Raw genomic sequence first — 14,851 nt, forward strand, 5'->3', positions numbered from 1 at the left:
GTCGTTCGATCAGTGCCGAGAGTGTAGCGAAGCGCGGCGCTGCACGCTCGAACTGATCGAAAGGCAAAAGGGCTATTTGACGACCACGCCCGTCAGGTCTTGTTTCCCCGGCGGGTACTCGAGCTTGAGCTTGCGCATCGTCTCGGCGAGGATCGTGGCGACCATCACGTTGCGGTGCGTTTTCGAGTCGGCGGGCACGATGTACCAAGGCGCTTCGGGTGTCGATGTCGCGGCGATCGCGTCTTCGTACGCCGCCTGATAGTCGTCCCAGTACTTGCGGGCCTCGATATCGCTCGGATCGAATTTCCAGTGCTTGGTCGGATCGTCGACGCGCGCCTGCAGGCGTTCGCGCTGCGTTTCCTTCGAGATGTGCAGGAAGCACTTGATGATCGTCGTATTCGAGTCCGCAAGCAGCGACTCGAAATGACGGATGTGTGCGTATCGCCGCTCGCAGGCGTCTTTGTCGAGCGAACCCATCACGCGCGGCACGAGCACGTCTTCGTAGTGGCTGCGATTGAAGACGGCAAGCTCGCCGCCGGCCGGCGTATAGCGATGTACACGCCACAGGAAGTCGTGCGCAGCTTCATCGATCGTCGGCGCACGGAAGGCTGCGATGCGCAGGCCCAGCGGGTCGACATCATGGAATACCGCGCGGATCGTGCCGTCCTTGCCGCTCGTGTCCATGCCCTGCAGCACAAGCAGCACACGCTCGCGGGTCTGCGAGTGCATGCGGTCCTGCAGCGCGTCGAGTTCGTTACCCAGGTCGGCGAGCTGCTGCCGGTCTGCCGCCTTGTCGCCCGCGGAAAACGGCTTCGCGCCGCAATCGTACTTGGCGAGCGCAAAGTCGCCGTTCTTGCCGTTCGAGTCTTTTTTGTCCTTGAAGTACGGTACGCGGAAATCGTCGATCTTGGCCTTCGACATGGACCCTCCTTGATCAAGTGGATCGTGGCTGTGTGCACGAGACATCAGGGTCAAGCATAAGCCGGTCCCGGCCCGAGCGTGATACCGGCGCCGAAAGGCTGACGAAAGGGGCTGGCCCGCTGTGGCGCCTCATTGGGCCGCCCCGTTGGAAGCGGGCTGTTTGAAGCGGGCTGTTTGAAGCGGGCCAATCGACGCCCCGGCCCGCGCACAGTCACGAACGACACCGTGCACGGACCCGGAATCTGTACCGTTGCGTGGTACAGACCGCAATCAGCCTTCGAGCTTCTTCTTGAGCAGCTCGTTGACCTGCGCCGGATTGGCCTTGCCCTTGGTCGCCTTCATGGCCTGGCCGACGAGCGCATTGAACGCCTTTTCCTTGCCCGAGCGGAATTCCTCGACCGACTTCGGGTTGGCCGCGAGGACCTCGTCGATGATCTTGTCGAGTTCGCCCGAATCGGAAATCTGGCGCAGACCCTTTGCTTCAATGATCCGGTCGGCGGCGCCTTCGTCGGTCGCACGCTCGTCCCAGATCGCCTGGAAGACTTCCTTGGCGATCTTGTTCGAGATCGTTCCGTCGGCGATCCGCGCGATCACGCCCGCGAGCTGAGCCGCGCTGACGGGGCTGGCTTCGATCTCGAGACCGTCCTTGTTCAGCTGCGAGGCCAGCTCGCCCATGATCCAGTTCGCCGCGGTCTTCGCATGCGCGACGCCCGCTTTCGCGACGACAGCCTCGAAATACGACGCACCTGCCTTGGTCGCGGTGATCACGCCTGCGTCATAGGCCGCGAGGCCATACTGTTCGGAGAAGCGCTTCTGCATCGCTTCCGGCAGTTCGGGCAACTCGCCGCGCACGCGTTCGATCCATGCCGCATCGATGGCAAGCGGCATCAGATCCGGATCGGGGAAATAGCGGTAGTCGTGCGCGTCTTCCTTGCTGCGCATCGAGCGGGTTTCGCGACGATCCGGATCGTACAGGCGCGTCTCCTGCACGACGGTGCCGCCATCTTCGATCAGCTCGATCTGACGGCGCACTTCGTAGTTGATCGCCTCTTCGAGGAAACGGAACGAGTTCAGGTTCTTGATCTCGGCGCGTGTGCCGAACTTCTCCTGACCGACCGGCCGCACGGAGACGTTCGCGTCGCAGCGGAACGAGCCTTCCTGCATATTGCCGTCGCAGATGCCGAGCCACGTGACGAGCGAATGCAGCGCCTTCGCGTAGGCCACTGCTTCGGACGCGCTGCGCATGACCGGCTCGGTCACGATTTCGAGCAGCGGCGTACCGGCACGATTCAAGTCGATGCCCGTCATGCCTTCGAAGTCTTCATGCAGCGACTTGCCCGCATCTTCCTCGAGGTGAGCACGCGTGAGCTCGACAACCTTTTCATACGCGGGCTTGCCAGTCTTTGCATTCGCTTCGACCTGGATCGTCAGCGTGCCGCCTTGCACGACCGGGATCTCGTATTGGCTGATCTGATAGCCCTTGGGCAGATCGGGATAAAAGTAATTCTTGCGCGCGAAGATCGAGCGCGGCGCGATCGTCGCGCCGATGGCCAGGCCGAACCGGATCGCGCGTTCGACCGCGCCGCGGTTCATGACCGGCAGCGTGCCCGGCAGCGCGAGGTCGACCACCGATGCCTGCGTGTTCGCATCCGCGCCGAACTGCGTCGGTGCGGCCGAGAAAATCTTCGAGACCGTCGAGAGCTGTGCGTGCGTCTCGAGGCCGATCACCACTTCCCATTGCATAGTCATGCTCCTGCCGCGGCGAGCGCGGGCGCCCGCAAGTGCCAGTCGGTCGTGCGCTGGAACGCGTCCGCGACCTGCAGCATCCGGCTTTCGTCAAAGTAGTTACCCACGATCTGCAGACCGACGGGGCGTCCGTTCGCACCGAAACCGCACGGCACGCTCATGCCCGGCAGGCCGGCAAGGCTGATCGACAGCGTGTAGATATCCGCGAGATACATCGCGACCGGGTCGTCGCCCTTTGCGCCGAGGTCCCAGGCAACGGTCGGTGCGACCGGGCCCATGATCACGTCGCATTGCTTGAACGCCTGCTGGAAGTCGTTTGCGATGATGCGGCGGATCTTCTGTGCCTGCAGGTAGTACGCATCGTAGTAGCCGTGCGACAGCACGTACGCGCCAACCAGGATCCGGCGCTTGACCTCTTCGCCAAAGCCTTCGCTGCGCGACTTCTTGTACATGTCGAGCAGATCGGTGTACTGCGCCGCACGATGGCCGAAACGCACGCCGTCGAACCGCGACAGGTTCGATGACGCTTCAGCCGGTGCGATCACGTAGTAGACCGGGATCGAGAGTTCAGTCTTCGGCAGCGAGACGGGCACGCGCACGGCGCCGAGCGCCTCGTATTGCCTGAGCGCGGTGTCGATCGCTTCACGGACATCGGCAGCCAGGCCGTCGCCGAAGTATTCGTTCGGCAGGCCGATGCGCAGGCCTTCGAGCGGCTTCGCGGCGTTCGTGCTGCCGTTCCAGCCCTTGCCGATCGCGCGCGTGAAGTCTTCGTCCGGGTGCTCGAGGCTCGTCGAGTCGCGCGGGTCGAAACCGGCCATGCCGTTGAGCAGCAACGCGCAATCTTGCGCCGATTGTGCGAACGGGCCGCCCTGGTCGAGCGACGAGGCGAACGCGATCATGCCGTAGCGCGATACGCGGCCGTACGTCGGCTTGATACCGGTCACGCCCGTGAACGAGGCCGGCTGACGGATCGAGCCGCCGGTGTCCGTGCCCGTGGCGGCCGGCACGATACGTGCGGCCACCGCTGCCGCAGCGCCGCCCGACGAGCCGCCCGGCACCGCCCGGCGGTCCCACGGGTTCTGCACGGGGCCGAAATGCGAGTTCTCGTTCGACGAGCCCATCGCGAACTCGTCCATATTGGTCTTGCCGACGCAGACCATGCCGGCGTTGGCCAGACGTTCGACGACGGTGGCGTCGAATGGGCTGCGGTAGCCGTCGAGCATCTTCGAGCCGGCGGTCGACGCCCAGTCGCGCGTGACGAACACGTCCTTGTGCGCAATGGGCAGGCCGACGAGCGGGCCCGACTCGCCGCGCGCGATGCGCGCGTCGGCCGCCTTGGCTGCAGCCAGCGTCGGCTCGGGGTTCACGTCAATAAACGCATTGAGTTCGCGCGCAGCTTCGATGGCCGCGAGCGATTCCTGCGCGAGTTCGACCGCGGACACCTCGCGCGCGTCGAGTGCGGCGCGCAGTTCGGTAAGACTCTTTTCAACCATGATCTGGATCCAGTTAGCCGTTCCGGCCCTTGTTTTATTCGATGACCTTGGGCACGAGGTACAGCCCGTCCTGCACGGCCGGCGCCGGGGCCTGATTGGCCTCGCGATTGATCTCGGCGGTGGCCGCGTCCTCGCGCAGGCGCAGCGACACGGGCTGGATCTGTTCGATCGGGTGGGCCAGGGGCTCGATTCCCGTCGTATCCACGGCCTGCATCTGCTCGACGAGCGAAAAGAAGTGGTTCAGCTGCGTTTGCGTGCGTTCGGCCGCGTCGTCGGCGAGCTCGAGGCGCGCCAAATGCGCGATCCGTTTGACGTCGGTCAAAGTGAGAGACATGCGGTCACCGGAAAAAATGGATCGGACGGCCACCATTGCCGCGTAATGAAACGCGACGGCGGCGCAGGGTCGGGGGCGGGAAAACACGAGCAAGAACAAGGCAAAGCGTCGCTATTTCCCTTCAAAATAGCCAAAATTATAAGGTATGATTACGCCCTAAACCCAAATCCGGTCGAGCTTGCCCTCGCCTGACGTCACGCCGAAGTTGCGTGAACGATCAATGACCGAATGAATCGTATGGATCCTGACCCGGTCCAGCGTCTCGCAGAAGACCGATTCGGTGATGTGTCGGCTGCCCGGAGCAGCCCAGGCGAAACAGGCAGGAAGCAGGACGGCCGGTCAAGTCATCGGCAGCTTCGAGTTCGCGCAGCACCCGCTTGAGGGCGGCCGCGGTCCCCCGAAGCTGTTATTTTTTTCCGCTGTCGGCGCCCAGGGTGTCCGATGCGAAGCGACACAGGATTTTGAATGTTCGGTTTTCTGCGCAGTTACTTCTCCAACGACCTGGCGATTGACCTCGGCACGGCAAACACGCTGATCTATATGCGCGGCAAGGGCATCGTGCTCGACGAGCCCTCGGTGGTTTCGATCCGCCAGGAAGGCGGTCCCAACGGAAAGAAGACGATTCAGGCGGTCGGCAAGGAAGCCAAGCAGATGCTCGGCAAGGTGCCTGGCAATATCGAAGCCATTCGCCCGATGAAGGACGGCGTGATCGCCGACTTCACCGTGACCGAGCAGATGATCAAGCAGTTCATCAAGATGGCGCACGAGTCGCGGATGTTCTCGCCGTCGCCGCGCATCATCATCTGCGTGCCGTGCGGCTCGACCCAGGTCGAGCGCCGCGCGATCAAGGAAGCCGCGCATGGCGCCGGCGCCTCGCAGGTCTACCTGATTGAAGAACCGATGGCCGCCGCGATTGGCGCGGGGCTGCCGGTGTCGGAAGCCACGGGCTCGATGGTCGTCGATATCGGCGGCGGCACGACCGAAGTCGGCGTGATCTCGCTCGGCGGCATCGTCTACAAGGGTTCGGTCCGCGTCGGCGGCGACAAGTTCGACGAAGCCATCGTCAACTACATCCGCCGCAACTACGGCATGCTCATCGGTGAGCAAACGGCTGAAGCGATCAAGAAAGAGATCGGTTCGGCGTTCCCGGGCTCCGAAGTGAAGGAAATGGAAGTGAAGGGCCGTAATCTCTCTGAAGGGATTCCGCGCAGCTTCACGATCTCGAGTAACGAAATCCTAGAAGCGCTGACCGACCCGCTCAACCAGATCGTGTCGTCGGTCAAGATCGCGCTCGAACAGACACCGCCCGAACTCGGTGCGGACATTGCGGAACGGGGGATGATGTTGACAGGCGGCGGCGCGCTGTTGCGCGATCTCGATCGCCTGCTCGCCGAAGAGACCGGCCTGCCGGTGCTCGTCGCCGAAGACCCGCTCACGTGCGTCGTGCGCGGTTCCGGCATGGCGCTCGAGCGGATGGACAAGCTGGGCAGCATCTTCTCGTACGAATGACGCCGCAACGCTAGTCCGGGCCGGCCGCCGGCCCGCCGCCGCGACGGCGCACGCTGCAAGGCCCTCGGGCTCGCGCAGCCCGCGCACGCAGGCGACGGCCCACCGCGGCTTCCCGACGTTGCACGCACATTCGACCTGCCTACGCTATCCGTCACCCTGACCGGCGCCGACGCTTATGGAATACAGTCCGCCGCCACTTTTCAAGCAGGGCCCGTCGGCGCTCGCGCGCCTGATTTTCTTTGTCGCGCTTGCGCTGGGCCTGCTGATCTCCGACGCGCGTTTTCGCACGCTCGAGGCCATCCGTGAAGTCATCGGCACGGGCCTTTATCCGCTGCAGCGCGCCGCGCTCGTGCCGCGCGACATGGGCTTGGCCATCGCCGACTTCTTTGTGACCGGTACCGCCCTGCACCGCCAGAACACCGAACTCAAGGCCCGCAACCTGCAGCTTGGTGTGCATGCAAGCCAGGCCCAGCAGCTCGAGGCCGAGAACGCGCATCTCCGCGCGCTGCTCGAACTGACGAAGCGCTCCGCCATCCAGAACGTGCCCGCCGAGATCGCCTACGACACGCGCGACCCGTTCACCCAGAAGGTCATCATCGATCACGGCTCGACCGCAGGCATCCAGCCGGGGGCGCCGGTCGTCAACGAGAACGGCGTGATCGGCCAGGTCACACGTGTGTACCCGCTGCAGGCTGAGGTGACGCTGCTCACTGATAAAGATCAGGCGCTGCCCGTGCAACTCGTGCGCACCGGTATCCGCAGCGTGATCTACGGTACGCCGGGCGGCGATGGACTTGATCTGCGCTTCGTGCCGATCTCGGCCGACGTCAAGGTTGGCGACCAGCTTGTCACGAGCGGTCTCGACGGCGTGTTCCCCGCGGGCCTGCCCGTCGCGCGTGTCGTGCGCGTCGACCGCAAGACCGATACTGCATTCACGCGCGTGCTGTGCGAGCCGGTGTCGCCGATTCACGGTGAACGCCAGGTACTCGTGCTGCATTACGACAACGTGCTGCTGCCGCCGCCGCCCGATAGCGCGGTCGCCGAGCAGATGAACGGGACGTCGGGCAAGGCCAAGGACGCCAAGGACGCGAAGGCGAAGGCCAAGAACGCCAAGGCCGCCGGCGCCAGTGGCGCGAGCGAGGCCTCGGGCGCCGCGTCCGCTGCGGCAGCGACGGCAACGCCGGCCAGCGAAGCGGCGACCCCTCAAGCGGTGGCCGGCACGGTGACGTTTGAAAACGAGGCACGCGGCCATGTGAAGGGCCATGCATCGGGGCAGGCTGAGGCCGCGGCGGAAGCATCGGCCGCGTCGTCGGCGAAGGCCGCTCAAGCCGAGAAGTCGGCAGCGAAGGCCGCGGCGGCATCGTCTGCTGCAACAGGCGCGTCGGCGCCTGCGGTGGCCAGCGGCAGCGGTGCAACGCCGTCCGCGGCTACCGCGACGCCGGAACCGGCCGAAGCGGGCGCCAAGTCAAAGACACCGGCCAAGGCTCGCGGCGCGTCGTCCGCGCCGGCCGACAACGCACCGCGCGTGCCCGCGCGCGGAGGGATCGACGAATGAGCCGCCCGCAATACATCCTGCTGCCGGTCAACCCGTCGTTTATTGCGTTCAGCATCGCCGCCGCGTTCGTGTTGAATTTCCTGCCATGGGGGCGCACCGTCGGTATTCCCGACTTCGTCGCGCTCGTGCTGCTGTTCTGGAATATTCATCAGCCGCGCAAGGTCGGCATGGGTATCGCGTTCGTGCTGGGCATCCTGATGGACGTCCACGACGCGAGCCTGTTCGGTGAACATGCGCTGGCCTACACGCTGCTTTCGTATGGCGCGATTTCGCTGCACCGGCGCGTGCTGTGGTTCTCGCTGCCTGTTCAGGCGCTGCATGTCATGCCCTTGCTCGTGCTCGCCCAGCTCGTGCCCTTCGTGATCCGCCTGCTCGCCGGCGCGGCATTCCCGGGGTGGGGCTATCTCGTCGACGGCTTCGTGGAAGCGATCCTGTGGCCTGTTGCGAGCCTGCTGCTGCTTGCGCCGCAGAAGCGCGCGGCCGACCCTGACGATACGCGGCCGATCTGATCGGCCCGCCGAGCATGACCGAATTCAAGAACACCGAACAGCAACTCTCGCGCTTTCGCTTGCGCGTGGCAGGTGCTGCCCTGTTTGTACTGCTGTGCTTCGGGCTGATCGGCTTCCGCTTCGTTTATCTGCAAGTCTGGAAGTACAAGGAATACTCGCTCGAAGCCGACGAGAACCGGATCTCGGTCGCGCCGATCCTGCCGAACCGGGGCGTGATTACCGATCGCAATGGCGTGGTCCTCGCACGCAACTATTCGGCGTACACGCTCGAAATCACGCTATCGAAGCTCGGAGAGCCGCTCGACCAGGTCATCAACGAACTGGGCCAGGTGATTCCGATCGAGGATCGCGACCGTCGGCGCTTCAAGAAGCTGCTCGAGGACTCGAAGCATTTCGAAAGCCTGCCGATCCGCTCACGACTGACCGACGATGAAGTCGCGCGCTTTACGGCGCAGCGCTATCGTTTCCCGGGTGTCGACGTCCGTGCGCGCCTGTTCCGCAGCTATCCGCTCGGCACAACCTTCGCGCATGCGATCGGCTATATCGGCCGGATCTCGCAGCGGGATCGCGAGAAGATCGACGCCGCAAGCGAACAAAACGACAACGACTCCGATCACTACGATCCGCGCCTCGACGCCAACAACTACAAGGGCACCGACTACATCGGCAAGATCGGCATCGAGCAGAGCTACGAGACGGAACTGCATGGGCTGACAGGCTCCGAAGAAGTCGAAGTCACGGCGGGCGGCCGCCCGGTTCGGACGCTGTCGAGCACGCAGGCGACGCCGGGCAACAACCTTCACTTGTCGCTGGATGTCGGCCTGCAGGAAACCGCCGAGCGCGCGTTCGGTGACCGCAAGGGCGCGCTGGTCGCCATCGTTCCCTCGACAGGCGAGGTGCTGGCCTTCGTGTCGGCGCCGAGCTTCGATCCGAATATCTTTGTCGACGGCGTCGACCAGCAGACCTGGGACGACCTCAACACCTCGCCGGACAAGCCGCTGCTGAACCGCCCGTTGCGCGGTACGTATCCGCCAGGTTCGACGTACAAGCCGTTTATGGCACTGGCCGCACTGACGCTGCACAAGCGCACGCCCGAATGGGGCTTCCAGGATACGGGCTCGTACACCTTCGCCGGCCACGTGTTCCACAACGACGTGCGCACCGGCCAGGGCTGGATCGACATGAACCGTGCGATCACGGTGTCGAACGACGACTACTTCTACATGCTCGCGCATGACCTGGGCGTCAACAATATCGCCAACTTCATGAAGCCGTTCGGCTTCGGTCAGTTGACCGGCGTCGATATCGAAGGCGAAGCGAAGGGCATCCTGCCGTCGACCGACTGGAAGCGTCACGCGTACCGCCGGCCTGAAATGCAGAAGTGGTACGAAGGCGAAACGATCAGCCTCGGTATTGGCCAGGGTTATAACTCGTACACGATGCTGCAGCTTTCCCATGCCGTCGCGACGCTCGCGAACGACGGCATCGTGATGACGCCCCACCTGGTCAGCGAGATTGAAAACCCGATCACGCACCAGATCACGAAGGTCGATTCCGAGCCGACCGCGAAGATCGACGTGCGCCAGCAGGATATCGACTTCATCAAGCACGCGATGCAGAACGTGATTCTGAACGGGACGGCCGCGCAGCCGTTCCGCGGCGTGCAGTATGAAGTCGCGGGCAAGACCGGTACCGCGCAGGTCTACTCGCTGGGCGGCGAGAAATATCACGCGAGTGCGATCGCCGAAAACCGCCGCGACCATGCGCTGTTCACCGCGTTCGCGCCGGTCGAAAAGCCGCAGATTGCGATTGCGCTGATCGTCGAAAACGGCGGCTGGGGTGCCGAAGCCGCGGCGCCGATCGCACGCAAGGTGCTCGACTACTGGATGATCGAGCGCTTCAAGCCGGGCGTGCTGGCTGCCGCCGTGGCCGACGCGGTCGCTGATTCGAACGGCGGCAGCGGTGAAGTCGACCAGTCGGCGATTATCGGCGGCGGACCGCAAAGCCCGCTGCAAGCCGCGTTGCCCGCATCGGTCGCCGCAGCGTTGCCGGGCGGAAGCTCCGCGACCGCGGCAGCGATCGCCTCGTCGGCGGTCGGCCCCGCGCAAGCGGCATCGGGCGCCAGCGCAGCCGGCGCCGCATCGGCACCGGGCGCCGCGTCGCCGGCCAGCGGCGCAAGCGGCAGCGCCGCAGGCCAAGCCGCGCGCGGCGGCAAGGGCTCAAGCAAGCCGCTGCCGAACGCGCCGACGACGCCGGCCGATCTGGGCGCGCCGCTCGCGCCTGCACCTCGCGTGTCGGTTTCGCCGGCCGACGCCGATGTGCCGGCCGACGACCATAGCGTCAACCTGAACGACGTGGACACGGGCGGCAATACACCCGCGTCTCACGCGAGCCCCAACGGCGACGACTGACGAGGTTCCTCATGCAACTCGATTCGCGAGCCGTCCTCACGTATATCAAGCGCCTGTTTATCGGTTTCGATAAACCCCTGGCGCTGTTCATGTTCCTGTTGCTCGGCGTGGGGATCGTCACGCTGTACAGCGCGAGTATCGATATGCCGGGCCGTGTCGAAGACCAGGTCCGCAATATCCTGCTGACGTTTGCGTTGATGTGGGCGATCGCCAATATCCCGACGCAGACGCTGATGCGGCTCGCGGTGCCGCTTTATACGATCGGCATCGGCCTGCTCGTGGGCGTTGCGCTGTTCGGCCTTACGCGCAAGGGGGCCAAGCGCTGGATCAATGTCGGCGTGGTGATCCAGCCGTCCGAAGTGATGAAGATCGCCATGCCGCTGATGCTCGCGTGGTACTACCAGAAGCGCGAAGGCGTCGTGAAGTGGTTCGACTATGTTGTCGGCCTGATTCTGCTGGCAATTCCCGTCGGCCTGATCGCGAAGCAGCCCGATCTCGGCACCGCCGTGCTGGTGCTCGCATCGGGTCTGTTCGTGATCTATTTTGCGGGGCTGAGCTTCAAGCTGATTCTGCCGATCCTGCTCGCCATCGTGATCGGCGCAGGGACCATCGTCGCGACAGAGAACAAGATCTGTCAGCCCGAGGTCAAGTGGCCGATGATGCACGACTACCAGAAGCACCGGATCTGCATCCTGCTCGACCCGCAATCCGACCCGCTCGGACAGGGCTTCCACACGATTCAGGCCGTGATCGCGATCGGCTCGGGCGGTGTGTTCGGCAAGGGCTGGCTCAAGGGCACCCAGGCCCACCTCGAATTCATTCCGGAAAAGCACACCGACTTTATCTTCGCAGTGTTCTCGGAGGAGTTCGGGCTCGTGGGAGGGCTGACCTTGCTCTTCCTCTACTTATGTCTGATCGCGCGAGGCCTCTATGTGGCTGCGAACGGGGCGACCCTGTTCGCCCGATTACTGGCCGGCGCGCTCGCGATGAGCTTCTTCACCTATGCGTTCGTCAACGTCGGCATGGTCAGCGGAATCCTGCCCGTGGTCGGCGTGCCGCTGCCGTTCATGAGCTACGGAGGCACAGCGCTCGTGACCCTCGGCCTCGGCGTCGGGATCATCATGAGCGTGGGCAAGCAGAAGCGGTTGATGCAGAGTTAGCGAAAGCCGAACGACTTCCCTTCGTATTGAAGACACGCTATGAGGTTTCGACCGAAAGGGCCGTCGCGGCCCTGAATGCCGGAATCGGACGAAGGAAAAGGCCCGCATCGGAATGGACTCGATGCGGGCCTTTGCTTTTGGCGGCGAGGGATATACCAGCCTTAATTGCTCTCCGGCTTGTCCGCATCGGGGTCGTCCGGATGCAGCTTGGTCGTTAGCGCCCGGTAGCTGATCAACGCCGCCGGGTCGCCTTGCGCCGCGGCCTTTGCGTACCACTGGCGCGCGGTCTCGAGATTCGGCGTGACGCCGTCGCCGCCGCGCTCGTAGTACGTCGCGACGATGTATTGCGACGCCATGTCTCCCGCCTTGGCAGCCTTCTGATACCAGACGAAGGCCTCGGCGAAATCCTGCTTCGTACCGCGCCCGTCCATGAACTGCGTCGCGAGCGCGACCTGCGCCTGCACGTGGCCTTGTTGGGCTGCCTTCAAGTACCAGATGTGCGCTTCGCCCGGATCGAGTCGCTCGAGCACGCCGTCATCGAACAGGCGGCCGTACGCGTATTGGGCGTGCGACATGTCGGCCTCGGCCGCCTTCTTGAGCCAGCGCTCGGCCTCAGGAACGTTGACGGGCGTGCCCTCACCGTTGAGCTGCATCATCGCGTAGTTGAACTCGGCGAGGCGATTGCCCTTTTCCGCGGCGTCCTTGAATTCGCCGAGCGCGGCCGGATAGTTGCCGGCCTGGTAGTCATCGATGGCCGTCTGCGTTTCCTTTTGCGCGGGGGGCTTCGGCTTCCCATGCGAAGGCTTGCTTGCATGCGGCGCCGCGCTTTGAGCGGGAGCCGAGCCGGCCACCGCCGACCCCGTTGAGTCGGCTGCGTGGACGACAGGCGCCATCGTGGCCAGTGCGATCGTGCTCGCGCCGAGGATCAGCCCGAGCAGCGTGGACGAGGCGCGTCGTGCATGGACCGCCGCGCGGGTGTGCGCCTTGATGCGCGGAAGCGCGGAATCGAGGTCTTGCGTGTACATCGTATGCTCCCTGAAGGACGGCGCCTTCTCGCATCATACTGCGGCAAATTAAGGGCGTTTTCAGCGCTGTACCGACGCGCGACGGCGTCGGTCAGGCCAGGCGACGGGGCAAAAAAATACCGCTGCATAGGCTATGCCGAGCAGCGGTACTGAGTCGGATGAGGGGGACGAAACCTTACTGCCGTTCCGCGTCCGCCCAGCAGTTCGGCGTTTCGTACAGGCGCACGCGCTTCAGGCGCAGGTCGACGCCGTAATGCTGGTCGTAGACCTTCGACAAAATGCCGAACGCGATCAAGGCAAGATTTTCAACGGTCGGAATCCGGTCGAGCACGACGGTCTTGTGACCGGGCATCGAGTCCAGGAAGTCCCGCACCTGTTTGTCGCCCTCGAATACCAGGAACGCATGGTCCCAGACGTTTACGAGGTGTTCGTTCGCCAGCGCCTTCACGTCGGCGAAATCCATGACCATGCCGCGATCCGGTGCGCCTTCGACGTCGACGAGCTCACCTTCGAGCGTGATCTCGAGCACGTAGCGATGGCCGTGAAGATTGCGACACTGGCTGCGGTGATCGGGGATGCGGTGGCCCGCATCGAATTCAAGTTTTCGGGTAATCGACAGCACGGCGGCGACTCAGGGAATGTGACTCAGGGAATGTTCAGGTATTTGTGGGTTTGCATCGACAGGCGCCAGCGCGGATGCCGCTTGCACCAGTCGATTGCCAGCCGCGTGTTGATCGAACGCGATGCGTTGTCCATCGGCTGAACCATGAAGTGCGTGAAATCGAGTTGCTCGTAGTCCGACAGCTTCTGGCGCTCCTGCGGCACGACGACCTTCAGTTCGTCGCCCTTCGTCACCACCAGTTCCGCGTCGGCCTTCGGGCTCACGCAGACCCAGTCGATCCCCTCGGGCACCGGCAGCGTGCCGTTCGTTTCGATCGCGATCGTGAAGCCCTGCGCGTGAAACGCGTCGATCAGCGGCGCGTCGATCTGCAGCAGCGGCTCGCCGCCCGTGCATACGACGAACCGATGCGCTTCGCCTTCCGGCCACAGCGAGGCGACCTTCGCGGCCAGCGCGTCCGCTGTGGTGAACTTGGCACCGTTCTCGCCATCCGTGCCGACAAAGTCGGTATCGCAGAACTGGCACACGGCTTCGGCGCGATCCTGCTCGCGGCCCGTCCACAGATTGCAGCCGGCGAACCGGCAAAACACCGCCGGGCGACCGGCATTCGCGCCTTCGCCTTGCAGTGTGTAGAAGATTTCCTTTACAGCGTAAGTCATGGTCACAGCTTCAAATTGCCCCGGATCAGCCCCGGAGCATGGGGGGCGCTCGCCCCGACGTCGGGCCGGATGCCCGTTTCACCACCGTCGCGTCCTATATGTACCGGAAGCGGATAAATCGCGCTCAGCGCGTCGGATCGGCGCCGACCGGTTCGTTGGCCAGATACGCCTCGTACCCGCGCTTGCGCAGCTTGCACGCGGGGCATTCGCCGCAGCCATAGCCCCAGTCGTGGAGCAGGCCGCGTTCGCCGAGATAGCACGTATGCGTATCCATGCGGATCAGGTCGACCAGCGGATCGCCCGCCAGCGTATGGGCGAGGCGCCACGTATCGGCTTTGTCGAGCCACATCAACGGCGTTTCGAGCACAAACCGGCTGTCCATGCCGAGGTTCAACGCCACCTGAAGCGCCTTGAGCGTGTCGTCGCGGCAGTCCGGATAGCCGGAGAAGTCGGTTTCGCACATGCCGCCGACCAGCACGCGCAGGCCACGCCGATACGCGATGGCGCCCGCGATCGTCATGAACATCAGATTGCGCCCCGGCACAAACGTATTCGGCAAACCTGACGCGTTCGTGACGATCTCGATTTCGCGCGTCATCGCGGTGTCGCTGATGGCGCCGAGCACGGACAGGTCGATCAGATGATCTTCGCCGAGGCGCGAGCGCGCGGCAGGCATGACGTCGGCGATGCGTTCGCGGAACTGCACGCGGCAGTCGAGCTCGATGCGGTGACGCTGGCCGTAGTCGAAACCGAGGGTTTCGACATGGTCGAAGCGGTCAAGCGCCCAGGCGAGGCACGTGGCCGAATCCTGGCCGCCCGAAAACAGCACGAGCGCGCCGCGGCGCGCGCCCTCTGGCGTGGTCGATTGCACTACGAACTCCCGATGACAAATGCGTCGTCGCCGGAACGT

Annotated in this window: 12 protein-coding genes and 1 pseudogene; 5 read left to right on the top strand and 8 right to left on the bottom strand. The window is 64.2% G+C overall.

Going from position 1 to position 14,851, the window contains the following annotated elements:
* Nucleotides 1-72: 72 nt before the first annotated feature.
* The 4 genes from ACMFWR_RS01620 to gatC form a co-directional block, all read right to left on the bottom strand.
* Nucleotides 73-921, bottom strand: coding sequence for a PPK2 family polyphosphate kinase (locus ACMFWR_RS01620; protein WP_413193318.1), 849 nt, complete (start codon nt 919-921; stop codon nt 73-75).
* A gap of 270 nt (nt 922-1,191) precedes the next feature.
* Entirely contained in the window at nt 1,192-2,670 is a 1,479-nt protein-coding gene (gene gatB, locus ACMFWR_RS01625; protein ID WP_413193319.1) for an Asp-tRNA(Asn)/Glu-tRNA(Gln) amidotransferase subunit GatB, read from the bottom strand.
* Nucleotides 2,667-4,160 (bottom strand): Asp-tRNA(Asn)/Glu-tRNA(Gln) amidotransferase subunit GatA, encoded by a 1,494-nt coding sequence (gene gatA / locus ACMFWR_RS01630; RefSeq protein ID WP_413193320.1) that lies wholly within the window; start codon nt 4,158-4,160, stop codon nt 2,667-2,669. Before gatA ends, gatB begins: the two co-directional genes overlap by 4 nt.
* 34 nt (nt 4,161-4,194) lie before the next feature.
* Complete coding sequence (gene gatC, locus ACMFWR_RS01635) at nt 4,195-4,494, bottom strand: Asp-tRNA(Asn)/Glu-tRNA(Gln) amidotransferase subunit GatC (RefSeq protein WP_413193321.1); 300 nt, start codon at nt 4,492-4,494, stop codon at nt 4,195-4,197.
* Between the two features lie 465 nt (nt 4,495-4,959).
* Here gatC and ACMFWR_RS01640 point away from each other — a divergent pair, with 465 nt between their 5' ends.
* The 5 genes and pseudogenes from ACMFWR_RS01640 (at nt 4,960) to rodA (ending at nt 11,638) form a co-directional block, all read left to right on the top strand.
* The gene (locus ACMFWR_RS01640) at nt 4,960-6,003 is read left to right on the top strand and encodes a rod shape-determining protein (RefSeq protein ID WP_121082357.1); all 1,044 of its coding nucleotides are present in this window, start codon (nt 4,960-4,962) and stop codon (nt 6,001-6,003) included.
* Nucleotides 6,004-6,178: 175 nt separating this feature from the next.
* Nucleotides 6,179-7,375 (top strand): annotated as a pseudogene (gene mreC / locus ACMFWR_RS01645) (rod shape-determining protein MreC); the annotation flags it as partial.
* 179 nt (nt 7,376-7,554) lie between these two features.
* Nucleotides 7,555-8,067 carry a rod shape-determining protein MreD gene (gene mreD / locus ACMFWR_RS01650; RefSeq protein WP_413193322.1) on the top strand — a complete coding sequence of 171 codons (513 nt, stop codon included), beginning with the start codon at nt 7,555-7,557 and terminating at the stop codon, nt 8,065-8,067.
* A 14-nt stretch (nt 8,068-8,081) separates the two neighbouring features.
* Nucleotides 8,082-10,478 (top strand): penicillin-binding protein 2, encoded by a 2,397-nt coding sequence (gene mrdA, locus ACMFWR_RS01655; protein WP_413193323.1) that lies wholly within the window; start codon nt 8,082-8,084, stop codon nt 10,476-10,478.
* 11 nt (nt 10,479-10,489) lie between these two features.
* Nucleotides 10,490-11,638: a rod shape-determining protein RodA gene (gene rodA, locus ACMFWR_RS01660; protein WP_413193324.1), complete on the top strand. Its 1,149-nt coding sequence runs from the start codon at nt 10,490-10,492 to the stop codon at nt 11,636-11,638.
* 161 nt (nt 11,639-11,799) lie between these two features.
* Here rodA and ACMFWR_RS01665 read toward each other — a convergent pair whose 3' ends face one another.
* The 4 genes from ACMFWR_RS01665 to queC form a co-directional block, all read right to left on the bottom strand.
* Nucleotides 11,800-12,663: a tetratricopeptide repeat protein gene (locus tag ACMFWR_RS01665; RefSeq protein WP_413193325.1), complete on the bottom strand. Its 864-nt coding sequence runs from the start codon at nt 12,661-12,663 to the stop codon at nt 11,800-11,802.
* A 175-nt stretch (nt 12,664-12,838) separates the two neighbouring features.
* On the bottom strand, nt 12,839-13,285 hold the full coding sequence (queD, locus tag ACMFWR_RS01670) for a 6-carboxytetrahydropterin synthase QueD (protein WP_413193326.1): 447 nt from the start codon (nt 13,283-13,285) through the stop codon (nt 12,839-12,841).
* 23 nt (nt 13,286-13,308) lie between these two features.
* The gene (queE, locus tag ACMFWR_RS01675; RefSeq protein ID WP_413193327.1) at nt 13,309-13,941 is read right to left on the bottom strand and encodes a 7-carboxy-7-deazaguanine synthase; all 633 of its coding nucleotides are present in this window, start codon (nt 13,939-13,941) and stop codon (nt 13,309-13,311) included.
* A 124-nt stretch (nt 13,942-14,065) separates the two neighbouring features.
* Complete coding sequence (gene queC / locus ACMFWR_RS01680) at nt 14,066-14,812, bottom strand: 7-cyano-7-deazaguanine synthase QueC (protein ID WP_413193328.1); 747 nt, start codon at nt 14,810-14,812, stop codon at nt 14,066-14,068.
* Nucleotides 14,813-14,851: the final 39 nt, after the last annotated feature.

Source organism: Pararobbsia alpina, assembly GCF_965118125.1.
GTDB classification, from domain to species: Bacteria; Pseudomonadota; Gammaproteobacteria; order Burkholderiales; family Burkholderiaceae; genus Pararobbsia; species Pararobbsia alpina_A.

Excerpts from the sequence above, each read along its gene's own strand:
- ACMFWR_RS01620 (WP_413193318.1), bottom strand. The coding sequence starts at position 921 with ATGTCGAAGGCCAAGATCGACGATTTCCGCGTACCGTACTTCAAGGAC.
- gatB (WP_413193319.1), bottom strand. The coding sequence starts at position 2,670 with ATGACTATGCAATGGGAAGTGGTGATCGGCCTCGAGACGCACGCACAG.
- gatA (WP_413193320.1), bottom strand. The coding sequence starts at position 4,160 with ATGGTTGAAAAGAGTCTTACCGAACTGCGCGCCGCACTCGACGCGCGC.
- gatC (WP_413193321.1), bottom strand. The coding sequence starts at position 4,494 with ATGTCTCTCACTTTGACCGACGTCAAACGGATCGCGCATTTGGCGCGC.
- ACMFWR_RS01640 (WP_121082357.1), top strand. The coding sequence starts at position 4,960 with ATGTTCGGTTTTCTGCGCAGTTACTTCTCCAACGACCTGGCGATTGAC.
- mreD (WP_413193322.1), top strand. The coding sequence starts at position 7,555 with ATGAGCCGCCCGCAATACATCCTGCTGCCGGTCAACCCGTCGTTTATT.
- mrdA (WP_413193323.1), top strand. The coding sequence starts at position 8,082 with ATGACCGAATTCAAGAACACCGAACAGCAACTCTCGCGCTTTCGCTTG.
- rodA (WP_413193324.1), top strand. The coding sequence starts at position 10,490 with ATGCAACTCGATTCGCGAGCCGTCCTCACGTATATCAAGCGCCTGTTT.
- ACMFWR_RS01665 (WP_413193325.1), bottom strand. The coding sequence starts at position 12,663 with ATGTACACGCAAGACCTCGATTCCGCGCTTCCGCGCATCAAGGCGCAC.
- queE (WP_413193327.1), bottom strand. The coding sequence starts at position 13,941 with ATGACTTACGCTGTAAAGGAAATCTTCTACACACTGCAAGGCGAAGGC.